General features: G+C 65.4%; 26 protein-coding genes. 2 read left to right on the top strand and 24 right to left on the bottom strand.

All coding sequences use genetic code 11. From position 1 onward, the window contains the following. Positions 1–89: 89 nt before the first annotated feature. From AC1D1Y_RS14585 to AC1D1Y_RS14510, 16 genes are all read right to left on the bottom strand, one after another. Positions 90–1,853: a sensor histidine kinase gene (locus AC1D1Y_RS14585; RefSeq protein ID WP_477682949.1), complete on the bottom strand. Its 1,764-nt coding sequence runs from the start codon at positions 1,851–1,853 to the stop codon at positions 90–92. Positions 1,854–1,900: 47 nt separating this feature from the next. Next, positions 1,901–2,998, bottom strand: a complete 1,098-nt coding sequence (locus AC1D1Y_RS14580; protein ID WP_477682948.1) for a M14 family metallopeptidase — start codon at positions 2,996–2,998, stop codon at positions 1,901–1,903. A gap of 24 nt (positions 2,999–3,022) precedes the next feature. Then, entirely contained in the window at positions 3,023–4,231 is a 1,209-nt protein-coding gene (locus AC1D1Y_RS14575; RefSeq protein WP_477682947.1) for a M20 aminoacylase family protein, read from the bottom strand. Positions 4,232–4,310: 79 nt separating this feature from the next. Further along, on the bottom strand, positions 4,311–5,351 hold the full coding sequence (locus tag AC1D1Y_RS14570) for an ABC transporter ATP-binding protein (protein WP_477682946.1): 1,041 nt from the start codon (positions 5,349–5,351) through the stop codon (positions 4,311–4,313). Continuing rightward, complete coding sequence (locus tag AC1D1Y_RS14565; protein ID WP_477682945.1) at positions 5,348–6,325, bottom strand: ABC transporter ATP-binding protein; 978 nt, start codon at positions 6,323–6,325, stop codon at positions 5,348–5,350. Before AC1D1Y_RS14565 ends, AC1D1Y_RS14570 begins: the two co-directional genes overlap by 4 nt. A 14-nt stretch (positions 6,326–6,339) precedes the next feature. Beyond that, a complete protein-coding gene (locus AC1D1Y_RS14560; RefSeq protein ID WP_477682944.1) occupies positions 6,340–7,257 on the bottom strand; it encodes an ABC transporter permease in 918 nt (305 codons plus the stop codon). A 153-nt stretch (positions 7,258–7,410) separates the two neighbouring features. Beyond that, positions 7,411–8,994, bottom strand: coding sequence for an ABC transporter substrate-binding protein (locus tag AC1D1Y_RS14555; RefSeq protein ID WP_477682943.1), 1,584 nt, complete (start codon positions 8,992–8,994; stop codon positions 7,411–7,413). Between the two features lie 82 nt (positions 8,995–9,076). After that, positions 9,077–10,057, bottom strand: coding sequence for an ABC transporter permease (locus AC1D1Y_RS14550; protein WP_477655238.1), 981 nt, complete (start codon positions 10,055–10,057; stop codon positions 9,077–9,079). Between the two features lie 164 nt (positions 10,058–10,221). Then, a complete protein-coding gene (locus tag AC1D1Y_RS14545; RefSeq protein ID WP_477682942.1) occupies positions 10,222–11,619 on the bottom strand; it encodes a TAXI family TRAP transporter solute-binding subunit in 1,398 nt (465 codons plus the stop codon). A gap of 32 nt (positions 11,620–11,651) precedes the next feature. Continuing rightward, on the bottom strand, positions 11,652–11,954 hold the full coding sequence (locus AC1D1Y_RS14540; protein ID WP_477682941.1) for a copper-binding protein: 303 nt from the start codon (positions 11,952–11,954) through the stop codon (positions 11,652–11,654). 12 nt (positions 11,955–11,966) lie between these two features. Then, on the bottom strand, positions 11,967–12,443 hold the full coding sequence (locus AC1D1Y_RS14535) for a DUF411 domain-containing protein (protein WP_477682940.1): 477 nt from the start codon (positions 12,441–12,443) through the stop codon (positions 11,967–11,969). Positions 12,444–12,484: 41 nt separating this feature from the next. Continuing rightward, on the bottom strand, positions 12,485–12,985 hold the full coding sequence (locus AC1D1Y_RS14530; protein WP_477682939.1) for a cupredoxin domain-containing protein: 501 nt from the start codon (positions 12,983–12,985) through the stop codon (positions 12,485–12,487). Between the two features lie 50 nt (positions 12,986–13,035). Then, the gene (locus AC1D1Y_RS14525) at positions 13,036–14,427 is read right to left on the bottom strand and encodes a multicopper oxidase family protein (RefSeq protein ID WP_477682938.1); all 1,392 of its coding nucleotides are present in this window, start codon (positions 14,425–14,427) and stop codon (positions 13,036–13,038) included. Positions 14,428–14,462: 35 nt separating this feature from the next. Next, entirely contained in the window at positions 14,463–15,632 is a 1,170-nt protein-coding gene (locus AC1D1Y_RS14520; RefSeq protein WP_477682937.1) for a TolC family protein, read from the bottom strand. A gap of 8 nt (positions 15,633–15,640) precedes the next feature. After that, positions 15,641–15,970 carry a hypothetical protein gene (locus AC1D1Y_RS14515; protein WP_477682936.1) on the bottom strand — a complete coding sequence of 110 codons (330 nt, stop codon included), beginning with the start codon at positions 15,968–15,970 and terminating at the stop codon, positions 15,641–15,643. A gap of 113 nt (positions 15,971–16,083) precedes the next feature. Continuing rightward, entirely contained in the window at positions 16,084–16,494 is a 411-nt protein-coding gene (locus tag AC1D1Y_RS14510) for a hypothetical protein (RefSeq protein ID WP_477682935.1), read from the bottom strand. A 167-nt stretch (positions 16,495–16,661) separates the two neighbouring features. On the opposite strand from AC1D1Y_RS14510, the gene AC1D1Y_RS14505 reads away from it, so the two are divergent. After that, positions 16,662–17,741, top strand: coding sequence for a DMT family transporter (locus tag AC1D1Y_RS14505; protein ID WP_477682934.1), 1,080 nt, complete (start codon positions 16,662–16,664; stop codon positions 17,739–17,741). A gap of 27 nt (positions 17,742–17,768) precedes the next feature. On the opposite strand, the gene AC1D1Y_RS14500 is transcribed toward AC1D1Y_RS14505, so the two are convergent. From AC1D1Y_RS14500 to AC1D1Y_RS14465, 8 genes are all read right to left on the bottom strand, one after another. Beyond that, positions 17,769–18,047 (bottom strand): hypothetical protein, encoded by a 279-nt coding sequence (locus AC1D1Y_RS14500; protein WP_477682933.1) that lies wholly within the window; start codon positions 18,045–18,047, stop codon positions 17,769–17,771. Positions 18,048–18,068: 21 nt separating this feature from the next. After that, entirely contained in the window at positions 18,069–19,235 is a 1,167-nt protein-coding gene (locus AC1D1Y_RS14495; protein ID WP_477682932.1) for an MFS transporter, read from the bottom strand. Positions 19,236–19,480: 245 nt separating this feature from the next. Further along, entirely contained in the window at positions 19,481–20,263 is a 783-nt protein-coding gene (locus tag AC1D1Y_RS14490; RefSeq protein WP_477682931.1) for an amino acid ABC transporter ATP-binding protein, read from the bottom strand. Further along, positions 20,253–20,933 carry an amino acid ABC transporter permease gene (locus AC1D1Y_RS14485; RefSeq protein WP_477682930.1) on the bottom strand — a complete coding sequence of 227 codons (681 nt, stop codon included), beginning with the start codon at positions 20,931–20,933 and terminating at the stop codon, positions 20,253–20,255. Before AC1D1Y_RS14485 ends, AC1D1Y_RS14490 begins: the two co-directional genes overlap by 11 nt. 17 nt (positions 20,934–20,950) lie before the next feature. Beyond that, a complete protein-coding gene (locus AC1D1Y_RS14480; RefSeq protein ID WP_477682929.1) occupies positions 20,951–21,613 on the bottom strand; it encodes an amino acid ABC transporter permease in 663 nt (220 codons plus the stop codon). Positions 21,614–21,753: 140 nt separating this feature from the next. Continuing rightward, complete coding sequence (locus AC1D1Y_RS14475; protein WP_477682928.1) at positions 21,754–22,545, bottom strand: transporter substrate-binding domain-containing protein; 792 nt, start codon at positions 22,543–22,545, stop codon at positions 21,754–21,756. Next, entirely contained in the window at positions 22,542–23,327 is a 786-nt protein-coding gene (locus AC1D1Y_RS14470; RefSeq protein WP_477682927.1) for a GntR family transcriptional regulator, read from the bottom strand. The genes AC1D1Y_RS14475 and AC1D1Y_RS14470 overlap by 4 nt, the downstream gene beginning before the upstream one ends. Positions 23,328–23,480: 153 nt before the next feature. After that, complete coding sequence (locus AC1D1Y_RS14465; protein WP_477682926.1) at positions 23,481–24,461, bottom strand: Bug family tripartite tricarboxylate transporter substrate binding protein; 981 nt, start codon at positions 24,459–24,461, stop codon at positions 23,481–23,483. A gap of 229 nt (positions 24,462–24,690) precedes the next feature. On the opposite strand from AC1D1Y_RS14465, the gene AC1D1Y_RS14460 reads away from it, so the two are divergent. Next, the gene (locus AC1D1Y_RS14460) at positions 24,691–26,433 is read left to right on the top strand and encodes a long-chain fatty acid--CoA ligase (RefSeq protein WP_477682925.1); all 1,743 of its coding nucleotides are present in this window, start codon (positions 24,691–24,693) and stop codon (positions 26,431–26,433) included. Positions 26,434–26,447 lie beyond the last annotated feature (14 nt).

Here is a 26,447-nt window from a genome sequence, read left to right as displayed (position 1 = left end):
GGGCGGATATTCCCTGTGCCGCCAGCCGGCGGGATACGCCGCAGCGCCGGTCTGGTGGCCCATCTTATAGCGTTGCCGGACTTGAATGTTCAAATCGTGACGGTAAAGCGCGTGCCCTGTCCCACGGTGCTGGCAACCTCGATGCGGCCGCCGTGCAGGTCGACGGAATTCTTAACGATGGCCAGGCCCAGACCCGTGCCCTGGATTTCGCCGACGTTGCTGGCCCGGTGARACCATTCAAACAGGTGGGGAAGTTCTTCGGCCGGAACGCCTATGCCCTGGTCCGAGACCTCAAAGGCCACACGTCCCTCCGAAGAAAAGACGCGGAACAGGACTTTCCCGCCTTGCGGCGAATATTTGATGGCGTTGGACAACAGGTTGCCGAAAATATGCCGCAGCAGCTTTTCATCGAAGAGCCCGATCGCCGGACTGGCCTCGAATTCCAGGGCAAGCTCGCAGCCGCCCTCCGCATGCTGGATGCGGGCATCCTCGACCAGGTCCTGGCACAGCGTTTGCAGGTTGAGCTCGGCTGGCTGGAACTCCAGCATCTGAGCCTCCACCTTGCCCAGCAGCAGCACGCGGTCCAGCATCTGGGTCATGCGCTGCACGCCGGTTTCTATGGTGGCGATGACTTCGGCTTTTTCGGGTTCGGGCAGGCGGTCGCCGTAGTGCTTGAGCAGCTCCGCGGACGACAGGATGAAGGCCAGCGGCGTGCGGAACTCATGCGAAGCCACCGAGATGAAGCGCGACTTCATGTCGTTGAGTTCGGTCTGCCGTTGCAGCGTCTGGCGCTGGGTCAACTCGGCCTGCAGGCGGGCGGTGGCATCCACCACGAAGATCAGGGTCGCCTCGCGCTTGCCCCATTCGATCTGCACGGCGGAGAGCTCCAGCGAGCGCACCTCGCCGGCCTGGGTGATCACCCGAAAACCATACATCGCGTCGACCTCGTCGCCCCGCAGGCGGCGTTCGTGGCGCTCGCGCATCACCGGCAGGTCGTCGGGGTGGACCGTCGCCGTGTAGGGCTGGGACAGCAGGTATTCCCGCGGATGGCCCACGATGCGTTCCAGGCTGGGGTTGGCGAACACCATGCGGCCGTCCTGCACCACCACGACGCCGACGCCAACGTTTTCAATCACCGTGCGGTAGCGCTCTTCCGATTTGCGCAGCTCGTCGAGCGCCTGGTAGCGCTCGATGGCGCTGCTGACGTGATTGGCCACGAAGGAGAGGATGTCCGCGTCCGAATCACTGTAGGCCACACCCGGTTCATAGCCCTGCACCGCGAGCACGCCGCCTATGCTGCCGCGTATGTGCATGGGAACGCCCAGCCAGGAACTGAAGGTCATGTCGCCGCTGCCTTCCGTCACCTGGCCGCCGGCTTCGAGCAGCTTGAGCCGCGCGGCATCGATGATCTGCGGCCGGCCGGTGCTCAGCACGAACTCGGTCAGACCGCGCCGGTAGGGCACGTCGCTCAACTGCAGGGTGTCGCCGTCGCGCTCGTCCACGTAGTAGGCGAAATTCTTGCGTTGTTTTTGCGCGTCGTAGAGGCAGACGTAACAGTTCTTCGCATACAGCAGTTCGCCCAGCAGGCCGTGCACCGATTGCAGGAAGTCATAAAAGGAAAGATCGGCCGCGGCGCGCTCGGCGATGCGGTAGAACACCCGCTGCAGGGTTTCGGCTTTTTTCTGCTCCAGCGCTTCGGCCTGCAGCTCGCGGGTGCGCTGCTCCAGCCACAGCGTGGCCGAGGTTTCCTGCTTCTGCTTTTCAAGTTGCAGCTCGCGGTAGTCGACCTGCAGCGCCTGGTGTTGCTGCTGCAACTGCTTGAGCTGGAGTTGCAGGTCGGCGTCGGACGGCATGGCGCGGCTTTCGTGCTCGGGTGGAGTGGCGGGCCGCCGTGCCGGCATCAGGGTGTGCCTAGCCCGTCCACCGTCTGGAACATGGCCTCGCGCGCCTGCGCCACGATCTGCGTGCGCCATTCGTCGGTGTCGACGTAAAACGCGTCCATCATCCGGCGCCTGACCGCCGCATGCATTTCGGGCGGCATTTCAGGATGTTTGTGCAGCCAGTGGTCGGCGCGCAGGGCGGCGATCATGTCGAGTATCGGCAGCGTGCCATATTCCATCGCCATGCCGGTGTATTCGGCCTGTGGGCATTCATCCGAGATGGCGCTCCACAGCAGGCCGGTCAGGTGGGCCGAACTGGAGGAGCCGTCGTAGAACGAAGTCACGGGCGTGGCGCCGCCACCATCCCACCAGGCGCGCGCGCGCGCCAGGGCTTTGGCGTCGTTTTCACAGGCAAAGATACGCTCGCCCAGGCCGCTGGGCCCCAGGCCTGTGTGCAGGTCCATCCAGGCGATGCGTTGAGCCCGCCGTCCGAAAGTGCGCAGCACTTCACGCACTGTATGGTTGCTCCAGGTCGGCGCGATGCCGCCGAAGAACATGCCGTCGGCGTATTCATGCTGGCCTTGCGACACCGCCGCCTGGTAGCGCGGTACGCCATGGGTGTCTATATAGGCCGCGATGGCGGCCTCGTTCTCATCCGCCGGCGGCCACTGCGCGGGCAGCAGCAGGTCGTGGACCTCCCGGTAGGCCTCATTCACGGGCAGGGGCCGGCTGAAGTCATGGAAGTTGCGGTTCAGGTCGACGTTTTCATGCGTGGTGCGCCGCGCGTACGAGAAACCGTGGGGATTGAGCGCGTGGATGTAGAGCACCGCCACGCCGCCCGCGCGGGCCTTGGCGCGCCATTCGGCGTCGCGCGCGGCGTACACCTGCACGCCTGAGCCGCAGTAGCCTTCCACGCCGTGGCAGGCGCTGCTGACGATGAAGAGCTTCGCCGCGTCGGGCGAGCCGTCCAGGGCCACGTCCATGGCCAGGGTTTCGCCCTCACGGCCCTTGAGCGGGTGTTCGTAGGCGCGGAGCGCCATGCCGGCGGAGGTCGCCGCCTCAAGGAATTTCGCGCGCGCAGCCGCATAGCTGGCCGAAAAAGCCGCATGTGTGTTCATGGTGTTGTTGTTGGAGGTCAGGATTCAGGCCTTGGCAGCCGTGCCCAGCCAGCGCGTGGCCAGTTGGACCCAGTAGGTGCCGCCCAGGGGGATCAGGTCGTCGTTGAAGTCGTAGTTCGGGTTGTGCAGCGTGCAGGGGCCTTCGCCATGGCCCATTGCGCGGTGCGCGCCGTCGCCGTTGGAGATAAAGCAGTAGGCTCCGGGCTTGGCTTGTAGCATGTAGGCGAAGTCTTCAGCGCCCATGGTGGGCTCCTGCGCCAGCACGTTCGCCGGCCCCACGATGTCGGCCATCACCCGGCGCGCGAAGTCGGCTTCGGCGGCGCTGTTGACGGTGGGCGGGTAATTGCGCGTGAACTTGAACTCGCAGCGCGCCTCGAAGGCGGCGCAAGTGTGTTCGGCGACTTCCTTCATGCGTCTTTCGATCAGGTCCAGCACCTCGATGCTGAAGGTGCGCACCGTGCCCTGCAGCTCGCAGAAGTCGGGCACCACGTTGGTGGCCTCGCCGGCGTGGATCATGGTCACCGAGATGACGCCCGCATCCACGGGCTTCTTGTTGCGGCTGATGATGTTCTGGAAGCCCTGCACCATCTGGCAGGCCACCGGCACCGGGTCTATGCCGGTGTGCGGCATCGCGGCATGGCCGCCCTTGCCGCGTATGGTGATCTTGAATTCATTGCTCGACGCCATCACCGGCCCCGCGCTGACGGCGAAAGTACCGACGGGCGCGCCCGGCCAGTTGTGCATGCCGAAGACGGCTTCGACGGGAAATTTTTCGAAGAGGCCGTCCTTGATCATCTCGCGCGCGCCGCCGCCGCCTTCCTCCGCCGGCTGGAAGATCAGGTAGACCGTGCCGTCAAAGTCCCGGTTCTGCGAGAAGTGGCGTGCCGCGGCCAGCAGCATGGCGGTGTGGCCGTCATGGCCGCAGGCGTGCATCTTGCCCGGCTGCGTGCTGGCATGGGGAAATTTGTTGAACTCCTGCATGGGCAGCGCGTCCATGTCGGCGCGCAGGCCCACGGCCCGGCCGCAGGCGCCGCCGTCGCGGCCGTGCACGATGCCGACCACGCCGGTGGTGCCCATGCCGCGGTGAACCGRGATGCCCCAGGACTCGAGCTTTTGCGCGACCACGTCGGCGGTGCGCACTTCCTGGAAACACAGTTCAGGGTGGGCGTGGATGTCGCGGCGCACGGCCGCGATGTCGGCCGCTCCGGCCAGGATGGATTCAATGATTTTCATGGTGGTGTCCCCTAAGAGTACATATTACCCAAGCCGGTTCCGCTTTGCATGACAGTGCCTGGGTTCCTGGCATTAATGCCTAAATCCGGCCCTCTTCAACCGCGTGGCAGGCCACGCGCACGCCGCCCAGGCTCAGGAACTCGGGCCTTTCGCTCTGGCATCGCGCATTGGCGTGCGGGCAGCGCGGGTGGAAGGTGCAGCCGCCGGGCGGGTTCAGCGGATTGGGCACTTCGCCCGACACCGGGGTGCGGGCGCGGCCGGTGTCGTGCATCTTGGGGATGGCGTCCAGCAGCATGCGTGTGTAGGGATGGCGCGGCCTGTCGAACAGGCTGTGCTTGTCGGCCAGTTCCACGAGTCGGCCCAGGTACATCACGCCGACCTGGTCGCTGACATGGCGCACCACCGCGAGATTGTGCGAGATGAAGAGGTAGGTCAGGCCGCGCGTGCGCTGCAGGTCCTTCATGATGTTGAGCACCTGCGCCTGCACGCTCACGTCGAGCGCCGAGGTGGGCTCGTCGCAGACCAGGAATTCGGGCTCGGTGGCCAGCGCGCGCGCGATGGAGATTCGCTGGCGCTGCCCGCCCGAGAACTGGTGCGGGTACTTGGGCATGTCCAGCGGCGACAGGCCGACCGACTTGAGCAGCTCGCCCACGCGCTCCTTGAGCGCGGCGCCGCCCTCCAGGATGCCGTGCTCACGCAGCGGCTCGGCGATGATGTCCTCGATCGTCCAGCGCGGGTTCAGGCTGGCATACGGGTCCTGGAAGATCATCTGGATACGGCTGCGTAGTTGCTGCCCGGCCGGTGTCTTGAACACCGCATGGGCGTCCTGGCCGTCAAAGGTCAGGCCGCCGCGCGTGGGTTCATACAGGCCCACCAGCAGGCGCGCCACGGTGCTCTTGCCGCAGCCCGATTCACCGACCAGCGCCAGCGTCTTGCCTTTTTCAATCTCGAAGCTCACCCCGTCGACGGCCTTGAGCAGCAGGCGAGGCTTGCGTTCCAGTACGCGGTTCAACCAGGGAGGCGATACGTCGAAGGTCTTGGCCAGGTCATGCGCCTGGACCAGCGGGGCCCCCGCGCTCGTTGCGCTTTGCAATGTTTCGATATTCAGGATTTCACTCATGCCGCTACCCCCGCATGCGCATCGTGCAGCCAGCAGGCCGCCCGCGTGGCGCCGGCCGGCATCAAGTCCGGCCTGTCCTGTCGGCAGCGGTCAAAAGCCTTGGGGCAGCGCGGGTTGAAGGCACAGCCCTGCGGGATGGCGTTCAGGCGCGGCATGGCGCCGTCGATCTGGTAGAGGCGCTCGCGCTCCACCGCGATGTCGGGAATCGCGGCCATCAGGCCTGCGGTATAGGGATGCGACGGGTGATTGATCACCTGGTGCACCGGGCCGATCTCGGCGATGCGCCCGGCATACATCACGGCCACGCGGTCGCAGGTCTCGGCGATCACGCCCATGTCATGGGTGATCAGCATCACGGCGGCGCCGCGCTGCTTGCAGATGTCTTTGAGCAAGGTGATGATCTGCGCCTGGATGGACACGTCGAGCGCGGTGGTCGGCTCGTCGGCCACGATCAGCTTGGGCTCGGCCGCCAGGGCGAGCGCGATCACCACGCGCTGGCGCATGCCGCCCGAGAACTGGTGCGGATAGTGGTCTATGCGCTGCGCGGCCGCCGGGATGCCGGTGTCGTCGAGCAGCTCGATGGCACGCGCCCTGGCTTCCCGCGCCGTCACCGGCAAGTGGGCCTGGATGGTTTCCACCAGTTGCCGGCCTATGGTGTAAAGCGGGTTCAGCGAGGTCAGCGGGTCCTGGAAGATCGCTCCTATCTTGCGTCCGCGGATGTGGCGCATGCGCTCATGGGGCAGGTTGTCGATGCGCTCGCCTTCGAGCAGCACCTGGCCGCCGGCCACACGCCCGGGCGGCTCCAGCAGGCCGATGATGGCGGCGCCGGTCAGCGATTTGCCCGCGCCCGATTCACCCACCACGCCGAGGATTTCACCGGGCGCGATGTCGAAGGAGATGTCGTCCAGTGCGCGCAGCGTGCCGCGCCGGCCGGGGAACTCGACCACCAGGTTCTTGATTTGCAGAAGACTCATAGTGGAATTCGGTTTCACTGGAGGCGTGGATTCAGGGCGTCGCGCAGCCAGTCGCCCAGCAGGTTCACGCTCAGCGCGATCAGCACCAGCATCAGGCCCGGGAATACGGTGATCCACCACTCGCCCGAGAACAGGTAATCATTACCCACGCGGATCAGCGTGCCCAGCGAGGGTGAGGTGGGCGGTGCGCCCACGCCCAGGAAGGAGAGGGTGGCCTCGGTGATGATGGCGGTCGCCACCTGGATGGTCGCCAGCACCAGCACCGGCCCCATCACATTGGGCAGCACGTGGCGGCGCATGATGCGCAGCGGCGCCACGCCGGTCACGCGGGCGGCCTGCACGTATTCCTTGCCGCGCTCCACCATGGTCGAGCCGCGCACCGTGCGCGCGTACTGAACCCAGCCCGACTGGCCCATGGAGATCGACAAAATCAGCACACCCATGGCCAGCAGCTGGCTGGCGTCGGGAAACACCGCGCGGCCCACGCCCGCGATCAGCAGCGCGACCAGGATGGGCGGAAACGAGGACATCACGTCGCAGACCCGCATCAGGGCCGAGTCAATCCAGCCGCCGCGGAAACCCGCGAGCAGGCCCAGCGAGACACCGGCCGCCATGGACAGGAGGACGGAGGCGAAGCCCACCACCAGCGAGATGCGTGCGCCATACATCAGCGCAGACAAAATGTCGCGCCCCTGGTCGTCGGTGCCCAGCAGGTATTTCGAGCTGCCCTGCGCGCTCCAGGCCGGCGGCAGGCGGGCGTCGCTGAGTTCCAGCGTGCTCAGGTTGAACGGGTCATGCGGCGCCACCCAGCCGGCAAACACCGAGCAAAAAATGCAGACCAGCGCAATGGCCGCCGCCACCATCGCAACCGGTGATGTGCGAAAGCTGTGGCCCACATCACTGTCAAGCCAGCGCGCAAGGGTTTTTTTCATCAGGAGGAGCGTGGAGTCAGTGTCATCAGGAGCGAGTGAAGCGAGACCCGTGCCAGCCAGCAACAGCGCGGAACCGGTTTTGCCGGGCCGCTGCTGTTGTCCCCTGTAGGGGAGAGGCCGTTACGCGCAGCGAAAAGGCAACAGGGGGGCCTATTACTTCTTGATCGTCACCCACTTGAAGAACATGAAGTTGTCGGCAAGCTGAACCACGTCGACTTTTTTGCTCGTGCCCCACGCCAGCGACTGCTGATGCAGCGGCAGGGTGCCGATGTCGGCGCCGTGAATGTCGAAGGCTTCCTTGATCAGGGCGTTGCGCTTGGTCTTGTCGGTTTCGGACTGGATCTTCTTCGTCAGCTCGTCAACCTTGGGGTTGCAATACGCGCCCAGGTTGAACTGACCGGCGCCCTTGTCGTCCACGCAGGCGATCAGCGCATTGAGTGCGTTGTGGGCGTCATAGGTGGCCGGTGTCCAGCCCAGCATATAAAAGCTGGTGTCGCGGCGCAGGATCTTGGGGAAGTAGGTGCCCTTGGTCTCGGCCTGCAGGTTGATCTTCACGTTGATGCGCGACAGGTTGGCCGCCACGGCCTGGCAGATGCGGCTGTCGTTTACATAGCGGTCGTTCGGGCAGTTCATGGACACTTCGAAACCGTTGGGGTAGCCGGCTTCAACCATCAGTTTCTTCGCGGCTTCCGGGTCGTAGGGCAGACGCTTGTTCTGCTCCTGCTGGAAGCCGTTGATGCCGGGGCCTATCAGCAGGGCCGTTGGTCCCGAGGCGCCGCGCATCACGGTTTTCTTGATGCCGTCGATGTCGATGGCCTGGTAGAAGGCCTGGCGCACGCGCTTGTCCTTGAAGGGGTTCTTGCCCTTGATGTTTGAATACAGCAGCTCGTCGCGTTTCTGGTCCATGCCCAGGAAGATGGTGCGCAGCTCGGGGCCGACCAGCACCTTGGTGCCGGCATTGCTGTTGACGCGGTCGATGTCCTGCACCGGCACCGGTTCCATCACGTCGACCTCGCCCGACAGCAAGGCGGCCACGCGGGTCGCGTCGTTGCCGATAGGGGTGTAGATCACTTCCTGGACATTGCCGTCGATCTTGCCCCAGTAGGTGCCGTTGCGGACAAAGGTGGTGCGCACATTGGGCTGGCGCTCGCGCACACGGTAAGGGCCGGTGCCATTGGCGCGGAAGGAGGCCGCGTTTTCAATGCCTTTGCGGCGGTCCACCGGCCGGGTTGCCTGGTTGGTCTCGCACCACTTCTTGCTCATCATGTAGACCAGCGAAATCACGTCCGGCAGGATGGGGAAGGGCGTCTTGGTTTCGATCTCGACCACATGGTCGTTGATCTTGCGCACTTCCTTGAAATCGTTGGTGTAGCTTTTCATGTCCGAGCCCTCGGCCTGGGTGCGGTTGAAGCTGAACACCACGTCGTCGGCCGTGAACGGCGTGCCGTCATGGAACTGCACGCCCTTGCGCAGTTCGAAGCGCCAGACGGTCGGCGAGGTCTGCTTCCACGAGGTGGCCAGGCCCGGGGCCAGGCTCAGGTCCTTGTTGCGGATGACCAGGCCCTCATAGGCATTGCCGGTCACGCTGAGCTGCAGCGACTCGTTGAGCGAGTGCGGGTCCATGGACAGCGAATCGCCCTGGTTGGCGACTCTCAGGGTCTGCGCGGATGCGACAAAGCTGGTGGCCGCGAAGGCGCACAGCAGGCTGGCCGAGAGCAGTTTGGACTTGAATTTCATCGGGAACTCCTGGTGGAAGGGATGAGGGCTTGCGGGGTAAAAAACGGGAAAAAAGCGGAGAAAAAAGGTGCGGCCTGAGGTGTCAGTGGCCCGCGGCGTTGCCGACGCGCAGCCTGGGGTCCACCGCGAAGTACAGCAGGTCGACGACCAGGTTGATGATGACAAAAATCAGTGCGATCAGGCACAGGTAGGCCGCCATCACCGGGATGTCGGCGAAGGTCACTGCCTGGATGAACAGCAGGCCCATGCCGGGCCACTGGAACACGGTCTCGGTGATGATGGCGAAGGCGATCAGGCCGCCCAGCTGCAGCCCGGTGATGGTCATCACCGGGACCAGTGTGTTCCTGAGCGCGTGGCCGAAGTGGATGACGCGGTCGGGCAGGCCGCGGGCGCGCGCGAACTTGATGTAGTCGGTGCGCAGCACTTCCAGCATTTCAGCGCGCACCAGCCGCATGATCAGCGTCAGCTGGAACACCGCGAGCGTTACAGCCGGCAGCACGATGTGGTGCCAGCCGTCGGCCTTGAAGAGGCCGGTGCTCCACCAGCCGATCTGCACGGTTTCGCCGCGGCCGAAACTCGGGAACCAGCCCAGGCCCACGGCGAACACCAGGATCAGCAGGATGCCGATCAGGAAGGTCGGCAGCGACACGCCCAGCAGCGAAATCGTCATGAACACCTGGCTCAGGAAGCTGCCGCGGCGCAGCGCCGAATACACGCCCATGGGGATGCCGATCAGCAGCGCCATCAAGGCTGCCACCAAAGCCAGCTCCAGCGTCGCGGGAAAGCGTTCGGCGATCAGGCGCGAGACCTTGGCGCCCTGGCGCAGGCTCAGGCCGAACTCACCCTGCGCGGCATTCACGAGGAAATGCCAGAACTGCACGACGAAGGGCCGGTCCAGGCCGAGGTCGGCGCGCAGTTGGGTGATCTGGGCGGGGGAGGCATCCTGCCCCAGCAGGAACACCACCGGATCGCCGACATACTGGAACAGCATGAAGGCGATCAGGGCGACCACGACCATCACGATCACGGCCTGGATCAGGCGGCGCAGAATAAAAGCAAGCATCGGCCAAAGAAAAAGTATCGGGCGATACTAGCAGAGCAATTGCTATGCCGACACAGGGGTTTACTTTAGGGTTAAAGAAACCGCGTAGGCCCGGCACTTGCCCTGAATCGGGCTTTTCACTGCCCTTTTAAGGTGCCGCGCGCCTCTTTGCGGCGCGAATGGCGCTAAAGCCGCTGCAGCTTTTTTCGCACCAGGTGGATGTTGGCGCGCAGCGCATACAGCTCGTCTGCATAGGACAGTGGCACCGTGATCTTTTCGGCCCGGCGGTCCAGGTCGTTGAGTTCTTCCAGAAGGGCCTGGTTTTTGGCGCTGTTGCGGTCGCCGTCGCCGCTGCCGTCCACCCGGTTTTCGATGTCGCGCAGCCGGCCGTACCAGCGGAAGATGCGCGAGCGCACACGAAACGCGTATAGCGGCGGGATGATGCGCGACAGCGGCAGCATGATGGCGATGATGATGCCCATCACCAGCCACATGCGCTCGACCAGGTTGGCCACCCAGAAGGGGAGGTAGCGCTGCAGCACCGGTGTGCCGTTCTTGATGGCGCGCTCGGCTTCCTTGGAAATGGGCAGCTCGCTGTTGTCGCGGTTGGGGTATTCGCGGGCGTTCTTGAACCAGCCGGCCCCGCCGTGGATCTCGTTGCCCGCCTGGGCCAGCAATTGCTGCAGCGCGGGGTGGGTGCCGGTGCGCGTGATCAGCGAGGTGGTGGACGCCACCAGCCGCACGTCGTCGGGCGGGATGTTGCCGGCCAGGTCCACCACGCCGCGCGGCAGGCGTGTGGGCGTGAGGAAGGCGAAACGCCGGGAATAGGCCTCGCTCTGGGCGAAGTTCATCAGCTTCACGCCGGGCGTCTGCAGCAGCATCTGCACCATCAGCGATTCGGGCGCGGATGCGAACACGATGGCGTCCAGCTCGCCGCCCAGGAAGGCCACGGTGGCGGGCGTCTGCTCCAGCCGGGACAGTTTCAGCGTCGCGGCGTCAATGCGGTTGCTGTCCAGCAGTTTGGCCATCAGGCTGGGAACGCCGCTGCCGGGCGTGCCCACGTTGACGCGCAGGCCTTGCAACTGCGTGAGCGATGCCAGGCTGGCGTCCTCTATCGGGTCTGCTTTGGCCGGTCGGCCGCCCGGATTCTTGGCCGCCCGCGCCGCGGCGGCCACCCTGCGCGCGGCGTCCTCGCGGTAGAACAGCCAGAGCGGCTCCACAAACAGGCTGCCGAGCGAAGCCAGGTCTTCCTCGTCCTGGTCGGTGTAGTCACTGGTGCCGCCCTGGACAAAACCCACGTCCACCTTGCCTTCACGCAGCAGCTGGAGGTTGGCGGCCGAGCCCTCCGAGGGCTGCAGGACCACCTGGATGCCCTCGGCCGCCAGGGCCCTGGCGTAGCGTTTGCCGAATTCCTCATACGCGCTTTGCGCCGGACCGGTGGCCAGCGTCACGCGCTTGGGCGGATTCGGGTCCAGCCACCAGTAGGCCAGCGCCAGCAATGCGACGGCCAGCAGGATGAACGGGCCGGCGGAGACCGTCAGGTCGCGCAGCGACAGCAGGGTGTAGCGTATGGTTTTGGACATGCGGGCAACCTTATCACGCTGCCGCCCCTTGCTTATTTCACCCTTTTTTCAATCGCGGTCACCGTGAACTGGCCGTCCACCTTCTCGACGTGAAAACCGACCTGGTCGCCCGCGCTCAGCGACTCCAGCAGCCCGGGGTCGCTGACCCGGAACACCATGGTCATGGGCGGCATCTCCAGGTTTTTGATCTCGCCGTGCTTGATCGTGAGCTTGCCGGCCTCCTTGTCGACTTTGCGGATTTCGCCTTCGGTCAGCGGAGCGGTGGCTTGCGCCAGGGCTGCGGAAGCGGCCAGCGTGGCGAACAGCGTGAACAGTGCTTGTTTCAGATGTTTCATGGTGATTCCTTGTCAAACGCGGTGATAGCTTTGATAAATACGGCTGCTGCCGTCTTGAAGAACGAGCAGCACGTCGTAGGGGTCCTTGCGCCCGGCATACAGCGGCGCATCCATGCCGGGCGAGCCGACCGGCATGCCGGGCACGGCCAGGCCAATGGCTTTGGGGGCCTCCTTGAGCAGGCGCTGCACCTCGCGGGCCGGCACATGGCCTTCCAGCGCGTAGCGTTTGCCTTTGGCGCTGACCTCACCGGTATGGCAGGAACCGAGCTTGTCCGGGATGCCCAGGCGCTTGCGAGCGGCCGTGTTGCCGCTGTCGTGCACGCGCACCGCGAAGCCGTTGGCCTCGAGGTGCGCCACCCAGTCCTTGCAGCAGCCGCAATCGGGGTCTTTCCAGACCTCGACCTGGGGCAAGGTCTGCGCCAGCAGTGCCGGCGCGATAGCGGGGCCGGCGATCACGGCCATGGCCTGAATCAGTTGTCGTCTTTGCATCGTGTGCTCCTTGTGTCGGATGAAAAATCGGTGAATCCGTTTCAGCGCGTCACGCTGATCTTGCCGACCATGCCGGCCTGGTAGTGGCCGGCGATCAGGCAGGCGAAGTCGAATTCACCGGTACGGTTGAAGGTCCAGACCAGCTCGCCCGACTTGCTGGCGGGTACATGTGCCATATAGGGCTCGTCGTGTTCCATCCCTGGGAATTTCACCATCATCGCGGCATGCGCATCGAGCTCCGGTTTGGTGCCGATCACCAGTTCGTGCAGGAGTTTCCCCTGGTTGCTGATCACAAAGCGCACGGTTTCGCCCTGCTTGAAGGCTAGCTTGTCGGGTGTGAAGCGCATGGTATCGCTCATGGTCAGCGTCACGGTGCGGGTGACCGATTTAGCGTCACCGGCAATGCCCCAGTCCTTTTGTTCTTTTCTGGCGGCTGCGGGCGGCTTGCCCGCATGGTCTTCGTTGCCGTGGGCTAAAGCGGCCGAGGCCCCCACGACGATGGCACAAACGGCGATGGATTGAAGCGTGGATTGAAATTTCATGATGTTCCTTGAATTGTGTTGAATGGAGAAAGAGCGTCAATGGCAGAGCGTCAATGGCTGCCATGGCCCGCGGGCTTGCGGATCTGGACTTCGGTGGAAGGTACGGCGGCTGCGCTGCCGGCCCTGTCGCGTGTTGCTTCGGGTAGCTCGCCCTTCCACTCAAAAGCCTGCGTGCCGGGCGGCTGGCGGTACCAGCCCGGGTCCTTGTAGTCACCAGGTTTCTGGCCGGCGCGCACCTTGAGCATGCTGAACATGCCGCCCATCTCCACGCCGCCATAAGGCCCCTTGCCGGTCATCATGGGCGCGGTGTTGTCGGGAATCGGCATTTCCATGCTGCCCATGTCGGCCATGCCGCGCTCGCCCATCACCATGTAGTCGGGCGCGGCTTTCTGGATTTTGCCGACCAGGCCGCGGTGGTCCACGCCCAGCATGGTGGGCACGTTGTGGCCCATGGCGTTCATGGTGTGGTGGCTCTTGTGGCAATGAAACGCCCAGTCGCCTTCCTCGTCGGCGAGAAACTCCAGTTGCCGCATCTGGCCCACGGCCACGTCGGTGGTCACTTCGGGCCAGCGGGCCGGCTTTGGCGTGGGCCCGCCGTCGGTGCCGGTCACCGTGAACTCATGGCCGTGCAGGTGGATCGGGTGGTTGGTCATGGTCAGGTTGCCCACGCGGATGCGCACCTTGTCATTTTTGCGCACCACCAGCGGGTCTATGCCGGGGAAGATGCGGCTGTTCCAGCTCCACAAATTGAAGTCCAGCATGGTCATGATTTTCGGCGTCATGCTGCCGGGCTCTATGTCGTAGGCGTTGAGCAGGAAAACAAAGTCGCGGTCCACCTCGGCGATCAGCGGGTGTTTTTCCTTGGGGTGGGTCACCCAGAAGCCCATCATGCCCATGGCCATCTGCGTCATCTCGTCGGCATGCGGGTGGTACATAAAGGTGCCGGGCCGCCGCGCGATGAACTCGTAGACAAAGGTCTTGCCTACGGGAATCGCCGGCTGGTTCAGGCCGGCCACACCGTCCATGCCATTCGGCAGGCGCTGTCCGTGCCAATGGACGCTGGTGTGCTCAGGCAGCTTGTTGGTGACGAAGATACGCACACGGTCGCCTTCCACCACCTCGATGGTCGGGCCTGGGCTCTGCCCGTTGTAGCCCCACATATGGGCCTTGAAGCCGGGCGCCATCTCGCGCACCACGGGTTCGGCCACCAGGTGGAACTCCTTGACGCCGTTGTTCATGCGCCAGGGCAGGGTCCAGCCGTTGAGCGTGACCACGGGGTTGTAGGGCCGGCCGTTGGGCGGGGTGAGTGGCGCGGCCGTGTTGGCATGCGTCATGGCGGCCGGCTCGGGCAGGGCGGCCATGGCCACCTTGCTGACGGAGGCGGCGGCCACGGCGCTCATGCCTGCCGTGGCGGCGCGGTTGAAGAAATGTCGTCGATTCATGAAATGTCCTGTTTATTTGTGATGCGGGCCTGGCCTCAGGGAGCGGCTGCGGCCGCGCCATTGGAGGAGGAGCGTTCCGCGGATGCGCCGGAAAGCGCGTCGTAGGGCGCGCCGGCCAGCACGGTGCGCAGGGCTATATCGGCCAGCCAGAAGTCGCGCTGGGCCAGGACCGCTTCGCTCGCGGCCTGTGTTTGCGCGCGCGCTTCGGCCAGCAGCTCAAAGACGCTGGCCAGCATGCCGTTGTAGCGCAGCAGGGTCTCGTCGTTGACGAAGCGCGACAAGGGCAGGACTTCCTTCTCGTAGTGGCTGGCCAGGTCCCAGGCCGTGCGGTAGCCGTGGTAGGCCTCGCGCGCTTCACTGCGGGCTTTGACCGCCAGCTCGCGCACGCGGGCCGCATTGCCCATCGCGTCCCACAGCGCGTCGGCGCCGGGTTCGCGCCGGCTTGCGCGCTGCCGCGCCCACTGCACCGCCGCCACCTGCAGGTCCAGCCGCTGCTGCAGAACGCGGCTTTCCACGTCGGGCAATTCCTGGGGCCGTACCGGCAGTTCGGGCAGGCGGTCCGGCAGCGCAAAGCCGGTTTGCGCACCCCACAGGCCCAGCGCCACGACCAGCTTTTCGCGCTCGCTGAAAGCCGCTTGACGGGCGCGCGCGAGTTGCGCTGCCGCATCGGCCAGCAGCAGTTGTTCGCGCGCCTGCTGCAACTTGCTCCAGTTGCCGGCGCGCGCCATGCGGCGGGCCAACTCGCCGCCGGCTTCCGCGCTGTCTTTGGCGTCGGCCATCAGGCGCGCGATCTGCGCGGCCGCGACGGCGCGTGTCCAGGCTTGCCGCACCTGGGCCGACAGCAGGGCCATGTCCTGGCCGGCCTGGCGTCTGGCCGGGCTGGCGGGGAGGGCGGCATCCGAGACATTCACGCCTTGCGCGGCCAGCGAGACCTGCAGGCCGGGATTGTTGAGCAGGGCAATGCGCACCGCCGTGTCGGCGCTGAGCGGGCCTGCCGCCAGCAAGGGCGCGATGGCCGCTCCGGAATCCGTGCCCGGCCGCGCGATGGCGACAGGGGTGGACGCCTGGCCCTGGGCCAGCGCCTCCAGGCCGCTGACGCCGCCGTCGAAGGGCACGGCCGCGCGAGCCGTGAGTGTGAGAAACAGCAAGGCCGGCGTGCCCAGTTGCCGCAGGCCGGGCCGGCGACGAAGAAAGAAACTGTTCATGGCCGGCCTCATGGTTTTTGGGCGGCGGGCGCCGCGGGCTTGACTTCCCGGGCCTGTTCCCACTTCAGCAGGTCGGCATGCCCTCGCGGGAACTGGCCTGCGGCGGCGTTGGCTTTTTTCCAGTCATCGGCGGCGAGTTCGACACCGGTGGGCAGGCCCGCAAAGGCCGACGCGTAGAAGACAGCCGGGACAGGTGAGGCCGGGTCGGCCGCCTGTTCGGTGGGCCGGGGATCCAGCCGCGGGTAGGGGGTTGGGGCCTGCGCGTTGGCGGCGGATGCCGCGGACAGCAGCAAAGCCAGCACCCAGGCGTGCGGGTTTGAAATGACACGGGTGTTCACAAAAATCTCCTGAAATACAAGCGGGTGCGATGGCGGGCATCGCAAGGCCCAGCACGTTCAGCCGCAAAGGACTGTGCTGGATGGCAAGTACAGACCCACTACGGGCCTGGAGATCAGGAAATGGGCGGTTTCTGGCGCAGCGCGGCATCGGCGCTGGCGAAGGAGTCTGCCGCCGGACGGGGCAGGGTGGGTGCGCTGAAATGAGGCATGGCGCCAGGCGCCGCAAGTGACAGCGCCACCGTGTGGCAGGCCTGGCAGGCGGCGCAGGTTTCGCAATGGCCGTCGGCTGAATGGCTGTTGCCGCCATCCGTGGGTTGTTCCGCGCAGTCGTGCAGGGCCGGCGTCTCTGTAGCGTGGCCGGTATGAGCCGTCTCCGCGTCTTCATGAAGGTGGCCGGCCTCGGCGGCCACTTGCGTCGCTTGATGCTGAAGCTGGCCGGCCGCCATCTGCGTGGCCATCGCGTCGCCCACCCAGCCGCGCAAGGGCAGCAAGGCGATCAGGACGGCGAAGAGCAAATGGCGCATCGGTGAATGATAGGGGATGTGCCCGGAAAGTTCCGCGCACGTGCATCCGATTTTTGCCGACTCATGCCCTACCCTATGGATAGGGTGCCGGCAGGGGAATGGCAGCATGGTCGAAAATGGCGAATTGGAAGTGAATTTTCTTTTTGATTTTCAGAGGAGTCAGGCATTTGAAACTTTTGGCGCGCTCTTTGAGCCCGGGTGTCGCGGCCGCGCTGGCATCGGCCTTGCTGTTCGGCGCGGGGACGCCGCTGGCCAAATGGCTGCTCGGCGAGATGAGTCCCTGGATGCTGGCCGGGCTTTTGTACCTGGGATCCGGCCTGGGCCTGTTCGTGTATCGCCGGATGCGGCGCGCCGCCCGCCCGCGCCTGGCCCCTGGCGAGATGCGCTGGCTGGCCGCCGCGGTGCTGTGCGGCGGCGGCATCGCGCCGGTGCTGTTGATGTACGGGCTGTCGGCCATGCCTTCCAGCCACGCCGCCTTGCTGCTCAATGCCGAAGCGGTGTTGACGGCCGTGCTGGCATGGATGGTGTTCAAGGAAAACGTCGACAGGCGGATCGCGCTGGGCATGGCCGCCATCGTGGCGGGCGCGCTGCTGCTCAGCTGGCCCCAGTCTGATTCATCTGATCCATCAACGTCCACATTTGCCTTGCTGTGGCCGGCATCCGCGGTGCTGCTGGCGTGTTTTTTCTGGGCTCTGGACAACAACTTCACGCGAAAGGTGTCGCTGACGGATGCTTCATGGATTGCCTGCGTGAAAGGGCTGGCTGCAGGCGTCACGAACCTGTTGCTGGCTTTCCTGATGGGGGCGGCGCTGCCGGGCTCGGGAAAAACAGCCATCGCCATGGGGGTCGGGCTGCTGGCCTACGGTGTGAGCCTGGCGCTTTTTGTCGTCGGCTTGCGGCATCTGGGGACTTCGCGGGCCGGGGCTTACTTTTCGACGGCGCCGTTTGTCGGGGCGCTGTTTTCCGTGGTGTTTCTGGCGGAGCCCATCACCTGGAAACTCCTGGCGGCCGCCGCGCTGATGGCATACGGTATCTGGCTGCACCTGACCGAGCACCACGCGCATGTGCATACGCATGACGTCCTGGAGCATGAACACGCGCACACGCACGACGAGCACCATACGCACGACCATACGCCCGCGGTCGCGGGAACGCATTCGCATCCCCACAGGCACGAGCCCGTGACCCACAGCCATGCCCATTACCCGGACGTCCATCATCGCCACGGCCATGATGGCGGCCGTTGACCAACGGAGCTGGATCGCCCGGCGGCCTCAGTTTTTTTGAAGCTGCAGCCGGGCCTTGTCCAGCCACAGCTGCAGGCTGTCCAGCAAGTCCCCACGGCTGAAGGAGCAGCTTTCTTCGGTGAACAGCGCGCTGGACTCAAGCCGGTTCAGCAACTGCGACAGCACGTCGCCGAAACGCTCGGGTAGCGACGCCGACAGGCTTGCCTGCCGCATCGCGAGTTGCGAAAAGTCGGCCACGCCCAGGGTGTCGTCGCGCAATTGCCGCAGGGCGTTTTGCAGGGTGTCGAGCTGGTCCTGGGCTGTCATGGCTTGATTGCAGGAAAAGGTCTAGGCGGCCGCCGAGGCCGTCACACGCGACGGCATGCGGTCAAACACCAGGGTCAGCATGGCCAGCAGGCCGAAGGGCACGCCCACCCAACCCAGTTGCGCAAAGCCCACTTGATCCAGCAGCGCGCCGCTGATCACAGCGCCCAACGCCGTGCCCACGTAGAGCATGGAGCCGTTGAGGCTCAGCAGCAGCGGCGCCTGCGCCGGCGAGAGGCTGGCCAGCCGGCTTTGCTGCGGCGCCATCAGGCCGAAGCCCGCGATGCCCCAGGCCACCAGCACGGCCATGGTGGCCGGTACATTGCCGCGCGTGAGCGGCAGCAGGCACATCATCGCGACCAGCACGGCCAGCTGCACGCGCAGGGTGCGCAGCGCGCCGAAGCGATCCGTCGCCCAGCCGCCCATCAGCGTGCCGCCGACACCGGCCAGGCCGAAGACCGCCAGCGTGGCCGAGAGTTGCGCCGAGTTCATGGGGTTGAGCGCCTGCAGCACCGGCCCGACATAGGCAAACACGCTGAAGATGGCGATGAAGTACAGCAGGGTGCGGCCCCACACGCGCAGCACCGCGCCCTGGCGCGCGGCGGCCTGGAAGCCCGCGAAGCTGGTGCCGGCGCTGGCCATGTTGGCGGGAATCAGCCAGCTGGCAGCGACCAGCGCCGTCAGGCTTGCCGCCGCCGACAGCCACACCGGCACGCGCCAGCCGAACTCAAAACCCAGCCAGGCGCCTATGGGCAGGCCCACGGCGTAGCTGATGCTCATGCCCAGGAAGGTGATGGACAGCGCCCGGCCGCGCAGCGCGGGCACCACCATGCTGACGGCCAGCGCCGAGGCTGCCGCGGTGAACATGGCGCCCGCACCCATCAGCACGCGGCCCAGCAGCAGCAAGGGCAGGTTGGGCGCCAGGGCGCACACCAGGCAGCCCGCCGTGAACAGCGCCAGCGCCAGTTGCACCGCGCGTTTGCGGGGCCAGCGGGCCGTGAGGATGATGAGCAGCGGCGCCAGCACGGCGGTGGCCACGGCATAGGCCGTCATGGCCTGGCCGGCAGCCGCCACGCTGATGCCCAGCGAGAGGCTCATGGGCTGCAGGATGCCGCCCAGCACAAAGGCGCCGCTGCCTATGACCAGGTTGCACAGGGCGAAGAAATACAGGATGGGGGGCATGGTGTTCATGAAGGCGGCGTCGGGTCGGCGGGACCGCGCAAGTCGCCCAGGGGTGGCGGGCGCAAGCAGCGATCAAATCAGGAGCGGGGTCAGTCTGTCCCCGCCATTGTGCGGGAAGCGGCCCGACCCTGCAGGGCCGGGGGCAAGTTGACGCCAAAAAAGCCAGGCCTGGGCAAGCCATGGCCCTTTGACGCGCAGCTTTGGTGCGCTTTGCAGAGCCCCGAAGCCGGCCGGTGCGAGCTGGTCGCCCGTGCTTACTGGATCATGCCGAGGAACTGCTTGAGCTCGGCGGTCTGCGGGTTGGAGAACACCTCGTCGGGCGGGCCGATCTCGTGCACGCGCCCCTGGTGCATAAAGACCACGCGGTCGCAGACCTTGCGGGCGAAATTCATCTCGTGCGTCACCATCAACAGCGTCATGCCCTCGGCGGCCAGGCTTTCCACCACCTGCAGCACCTCGCCCACGAGTTCCGGGTCCAGCGCCGAGGTGATCTCGTCGCACAGCAGCACCGAAGGCTGCATCGCCAGCGCGCGCGCGATCGCCACGCGCTGCTGCTGCCCGCCCGAAAGCTGGTCGGGCCAGGAATCGAATTTTTCGGCCAGGCCCACGCGCTGCAGCAACGCGCGCGCGTGCTCGGCGGCGGGGGCGCCGGCCGTCTTCTTGACCAGCGTGGGTGCCAGCATGATGTTCTTGCCGACCGTCAGGTGCGGGAACAGGTTGAAGCTCTGGAAGATCATGCCCACGCGCTGGCGCAGCTCGCGCATGACCTGCGGGTTGTCGTGCAGCAGGTGTTTGCCGTCCACGCGCAGCGTGCCGCTCTGGAAGACTTCCAGCCCGTTGATGCAGCGCAGCAGAGTGCTTTTGCCCGAACCGCTTTTGCCGATGATGGCGATCACTTCGCCGGCCTTGACTTCGAGGTCTATGCCTTTCAAGACCTCGTTGGTACCGAAGCTTTTGCGCAACTGGTTGATTTCGACCAGTGTCCTATCGGCCGTGGCGAGGGATGGGGTGGCTGTGGCGTTAGGGTTAGCGTCCATTTCTGGCTTTCCTCTCAAGCTTGCGGGCATACAGGGATATGGGGAAACACAGCGCGAAGTACATCAGCGCGACGCAGCTGTACACCACAAAAGGTTTGAAGGTGGCGTTGGTGATCATGGTGCCGGCCTTGGTCAGCTCGATGAAACCGATCACCGAGGCCAGGGCGGTGCCTTTGACCACCTGCACCAGGAAGCCGACAGTGGGCGGCACGGCGATGCGCACGGCCTGCGGCAGCACGATGTAGCGCAACTGCTCGCCGAAGTTGAGCGCCAGGCTTTGCGCGGCTTCCCACTGGCCCTTGGGGATCGCGTCGACACAGCCGCGCCAGATCTCGGCCAGGTAGGCGCTGGTGTACAGCGTGAGCGCCACCGCGGCCGCCACCCAGGCCGGCACGTTGATGCCGAACAGCGCCAGGCCGAAGTAGGCCAGGAAGAGCTGCATCAGCAGTGGCGTACCCTGGAACAGCAGCACATAGCCGTCGAGCGCGCGGCGTGCGATGCGCGCGGCTTTCTGCGCGCCCGGCACCGCGCGCGCGGCCGACAGCCGGCCCACCAGCAGCAGCGCGCCGACAATGCCGCCGCCGATGAAGGCGACCAGCGAGAGAACGATGGTCCAGCGCGCCGCCAGCAGCAGGTTGCGGAAGATGTCCCAGACGGTGAATTCGATCATGGTGTACCTGTCTTGGGTTATCGGCCGAAGAGGAAGCGGGGACCAGCCCAGTTAAGGAGCTTGCGCACTGCTACGGAAAGGGCCAGGTAAATCAAGGTGGCAATGATGAAAGCCTCAAAGGCCCGGAAGTTGCGGCCCTGGATCAGGTTGGCGGCATAAGACAGTTCCTGCGTGGAGATCTGCCCGCAGACGGCCGAGCCCAGCATCACGATGATGATCTGGCTCACCATGGCCGGCCAGACCTTCTTGAGCGCCGGCGGCAGCACCACGCGGGTGTAGATCTGCACCCGATTGAGCGCCAGGCTTTCGGCCGCCTCGACCTGCCCGCGCGGCGTGGCTTCGACACCGGCGCGGATGATCTCGGTGGCGTAGGCCGACAGGTTGATCACCATGGCCAGCACCGAGGCGGTTTCGGGCGAAAGCTTGAAGCCCGCGGCCGGCAGGCCGAAGAAGATAAAAAACAGCTGCACGATAAAAGGCGTGTTGCGAATCAACTCGACGTAAGCGCCCACCACCCAGCGCAGCCAGGTCGGCCCGCTGGCACGCGCCCAGGCAAAGCCCATGCCCATGAATACGCCCAGCACCGACGAGATCGCCGTCAGGCCCAGCGTCCACACGACACCGGTGGCCAGCAGCGGCCATTGCGACAGCACGGCCATGAAATCAAGCTCGACACGCATGGGTCACATCCTTTGAAAGATCACCGTCGGTTCTTCCCTACCAGCAGCCGCAGTGGAACCGGCTTAGCCGGGCCACCAGCGGCGCCCCCTGCAAGGGGGGAGGCGGTTACGCGAAGCGAACCGCAACGGGGGTGTACAACTTACTGCGGCAAATCGCCGGCAGGACGGCCGAGCCACTTCATGGCCAGCTTGTCGAGGTCGCCTGATTTCTTGCCCTCGGCGATGATTTCATTGACTTTCAGGCGCAGCTTGTCTTCGCCCTTGCCGACCCCGATGAAGTTGGGCGAGTCTTTCAGCAACAGCTTGTATTCGGTGTTGAGTTGCGGGTTCTTGGCCATCATGTTGCCTGCGACCGACGCGCCGGTAGCGATCAGTTGCACCTGGCCGGCGGTGTAGGCCGACACCGTGGTGTTGTTGTCTTCAAAGCGCTTGATGTCCGTGCCGGCGGGCGCGACCTTGCTCAGTTCCTGGTCTTCCAGGGCGGCGCGGGTCACGCTGATGGTTTTGCCGTTGAGGTCGGCAAACGATTTGATGCTGATGCTCTTGGGGCCGAACACGGCCTGGAAGAATGGAGTGTAGGCGGCGGTGAAGTCGATGACTTTTTCGCGCTCCGGGGTTTTGCCCAGCGTGGAGATCACCAGGTCGGCCTTCTTGGTTTGCAGGTAGGCGATGCGGTTGGCGCTGGTCACGGGCAGGAGTTCAATCTTGACGCCGAGTTTTTGCGCGATGTAGCCGGCCATCTCCACGTCCAGGCCCTGGGGCTTGAGGTCGGTGCCGACCATGCCGTAAGGCGGGAAGTCGGTCGGGATGGCGATCTTGATTTCCTTGGCCTTCATGATGTCGTCCAGCGCGTTTTGCGCATGGGCGCCGGAGGCGGCCAGCACGGCGGCTGCGGCGAGGGCGAAAGAGAAAACGCGTTTGCTGGACTTCATAGCAGGGCTCCAAGGTAGGTTGAGGAATCGTCTGTGGTTTTGGCCGAGGCACGGCCGGGCTTGCGAACACGGGAAGGCGGGGAAGACGCCGGTTTGTCGGCAGGGGCTTGCGCGGCCAGCGGGCTCAGTGCGCTGCGCAGTTGCGCCAGCGGATCACCGCCGCCCGCCTGCAGCTTGAGCGCGGCCTGCACGCTGCCGATGTGCGCCTGCATGAGTTTTTCGGCTTTCGCCAGGTCGCCTTTTTCCAGTGCCTGCACGATGAGCACATGCTCTTCGCAGGACTGGGCCGCGTCGTGCGAGGACTGGTAGAGCATGGCGATCAGGGTGGTGCGCGCGGTGAAGTCGCGCAGGGTGTCGGCCAGCAGGCTGTTGCCCAGGCATTCGGCCAGGCACACGTGGAAGTCGCCCAGCAAAAAGCTGCGCAGGCCCACGTCGTCGCCCTTGATGGCGGCTTTTTCGCGGGTCAGATGGCTTTTGAGCTGCTTGATGGCGGCCTTGCTGACGTCGGTGGTGCAGCGGATCAGGCCCATCTCGATCACGCGGCGCGCCTCAAAGGCCTCGCGCGCTTCTTCCTGGGAGGGCTCGATCACATACCAGCCGCGCCGGCTGCTGACGGTGACAATGCCGCGCACCGCCAGCCGGGTCAGGGCTTCACGGACGATGGTGCGGCTGCAGTCAAACAGCAACGCCAGCTGCTGCTCGCCCAGTCGCGAGCCGGGCGCAAGCTTTTGCGCCATCACGGCTTCGATGATGCGATTGCTGATGTCGGGGGCGGTGGCCATGCACAGGGCAGTGCATATCCCGTGCCAGCCCGTTTGGCTGGTTCAACCAACTGGTATACAAGTTTTGCGCACCTGACTGGCGTGCCTGCGCACCGGCTTGTGGCTTTGTGGTGGCCGGGTGCACCAGAACGGGGATTTTCCTGGCGCGGGCCCTCAGTCCATCTTGGCGCCTGAAGCCTTGACGGCTTGCGCCCAGCGCGGCATTTCCGTGGCCAGGAACTGCGCGAACTCTTCGCTGCCCATAAAGGCCGGGTCGGCGCCCTGGGTCACCATGCGGTTGCGGATCTCGGGGTTGCTCATCACCTGCTTGAAGGCGTCGCTGAGTCTGGCGGTCACGTCCTTGGGCAGGCCTGCGGGTGCGAGGAAACCGTAGAAGCCCACCACCTCAAAGCCCTTGATGCCCGATTCAATGACGGTCGGGATATCCGGCAGGGCCGGGTTGCGCTCTTTGCTGGTCACGGCCAGCGCGTGCACCTTGCCTTGCTTGTGGTAATTGGCGGCCTGCGGGATCGATTCAGCCATGAACTGCACCTGGCCGGCCATCAGGTCGGTAAAGGCCGGCGCGCTGCCCCGGTAGGGAATGTGCACCATGAACAGCCCGGTGGCGTTCTTGAACATCTCGGGGACAAGATGGCTGATGCCGCCGTTGCCGGCCGAGCCGTAGTTGACCTGGCCCGGCCTGGCCTTGGCATAGGCGATGAATTCCTGCAGGTTGTTCACCGGCAGTTTGGGGTTGACCAGCAGAGCCAGCGGCTGCATGGCGGTGCGCGCGATCGGCGTGAAGTCCTTCAGCGTGGCATAGGGCAGCTTGCTGTACAGCGCGGGGTTGATCACCATCACGCCGGTGTTGGCCAGCATCAGGGTGTAGCCGTCGGGAGCGGCCTTCATCACGTCCTGCGCGCCCACGGTGCCGCCGGCGCCCGACTTGTAGTCGATCACGATGGGCTGGCCCAGCACCGCCTGCAGGCGTTCGGTCAGCAAACGCGCATGCTGGTCCAGCGGGCCGCCGGCCGGGAAGCCGATGACGACGCGGATGGGCTTGTCGGGAAAGGCCGCCATGGACGCGGAGGAAGCCAGGGCGGCCGCGGCCAGTGCCGTGAGGACTTTGCGGGGCAGGGCGAAGAAGCGATTCATGAAGTCTCCAGTTGTCTTGTTTCCGCGTGTAAGCGGCACGGGTCCGTGGTGAAGGCGAGAAAACGGCGGAAGGCCCGCGGCCTCCAGCGAAAGCCCACGCGGTGCAGCTTCATCATAGTGAGCGCCGGTCACTCAAGTGACAGTGATTTATACGGAGCTTCCCGGATGTGGGCGGCGCGGACTCGCGGTAGGCTGGGGCCCCACGTCAGCACTTGCCTGGAGCCCTTTCTTGACCCTTGATTCCGATACCGGCCAGGCCGCCCCTGCCGCGACGCTGCACACGCTGCACCACCAGGTCTGGCCCAAACGCCTGCCGCACAGCATCACGCCGCCGGCGACCTCGCTGTGGCACAACCTCGCGGTCAGCGCGCTGCGTTTCCCTGACAAGCCCGCGCTGGTGTTCTTTAACCGCGTACTCAGCTATGCCGAAGTGATGCGGCAAGCCGAACGCCTGGCCGCCACGCTGCACAGCCTGGGTGTGCGCAGCGGCGATCGCGTGGTGCTCAATATGCAGAACTGCCCGCAGTGGGTGATCGCGCACTTTGCGATCCTGCGCGCCAACGCCGTGGTGGTGCCGGTCAACCCGATGAACCGGGCAGAGGAACTCAAGCACTACATCACCGACCCCGACGCGAAAGTCGCCATCACGTCGGCCGACCTGGCGGCCGAGCTGGCGAAAGCCAACGCGCAGCTGGAACCCGGCGAGCGGCTGGCGCACATGGTGGTCACGCACTACAGCGACGCCTTCGACATCGCCGGGGGAGGCGAGGGCGACGCGGCCATGCCGCCGGCCTGGCGTGACTGGCTGCGCACGCGCCATGCACTGCCGGCGCTGGAGGGCGGCAGCGTGATGGACTGGGCCGAGGCGATTGCGGGTACAGGAGACCTGCCCCCACACACCGCCACGCCGCAAGACCTGGCCGTGCTGCCCTACACCAGCGGCACCACCGGCCTGCCCAAGGGCTGCATGCACACCCATGCCAGCATCATGCACAACGCGGTGGCCAGTTGCCTGTGGGGCGGCAGCACGTTTGAGAACGTGACGCTGTCCGTGGTGCCCATGTTCCATATCACCGGCATGGTGTCGGTGATGCATGCGTCCATTTACGGCAGCGCGACGCTGGTCATCATGCCGCGCTGGGATCGCGAACTGGCCGGGCGCCTGATCTCGCGCTGGCGCGTGACGCACTGGACCAACATCCCGACCATGGTGATAGACCTGCTGGCCAGTCCCAACTTTGCCGACTTCGACCTCAGCAGCCTGGTCTACATAGGCGGCGGCGGCGCGGCCATGCCGCAAGCGGTGGCGCAGCGCCTCTGGGAGCAATACGGCCTGCGTTTTGCCGAAGGCTACGGCCTCACGGAAACCGCCGCGCCCTCGCACAGCAACCCCTATGACGCCACCAAGCAGCAATGCCTGGGCGTGCCCTTCGTGAGCTGCGACGCACGCGTGATCGACCCGCTCACGCTCAAGGAAGTGCCGCAGGGCGAGCAGGGCGAAATCGTCATGAGCGGGCCGCAGGTGTTCCAGGGCTACTGGAAGCGCCCCGACGCGACGGAGCAGGCTTTTGTCGAACTCGACGGCAAGCGCTTCTTCCGCTCCGGCGACCTGGGCCGCGTGGACGAGCAGGGCTATTTCTTTATCACCGACCGGCTCAAGCGCATGATCAACGCTTCGGGCTTCAAGGTCTGGCCGGCCGAGGTCGAGGCCTTGATGTTCAAGCACCCGGCTATCCAGGAAGCCTGCGTGATCTCGACCCGCGACGCCTACCGCGGCGAAACCGTCAAGGCCGTGGTGGTGCTGCGCCCCGCTGCGAAGGGGAAAACGAGCGAGGAAGACATCATCAGTTGGTGCCGGGATAACATGGCGGCTTATAAATATCCGCGCGTGGTGCAGTTTGTCGATGCGCTGCCCAAAAGCGGCTCGGGCAAGGTCATGTGGCGCGCGCTGCAGGAAGCCGAGAAGCCCTGAACCTCCCGGCCGCC

Source organism: Polaromonas sp. P1_G1, from assembly GCF_056405595.1.
The sequence above is the reverse complement of the archived record's forward strand: the minus strand, read 5'-3'. Positions and strand labels throughout refer to the sequence as shown.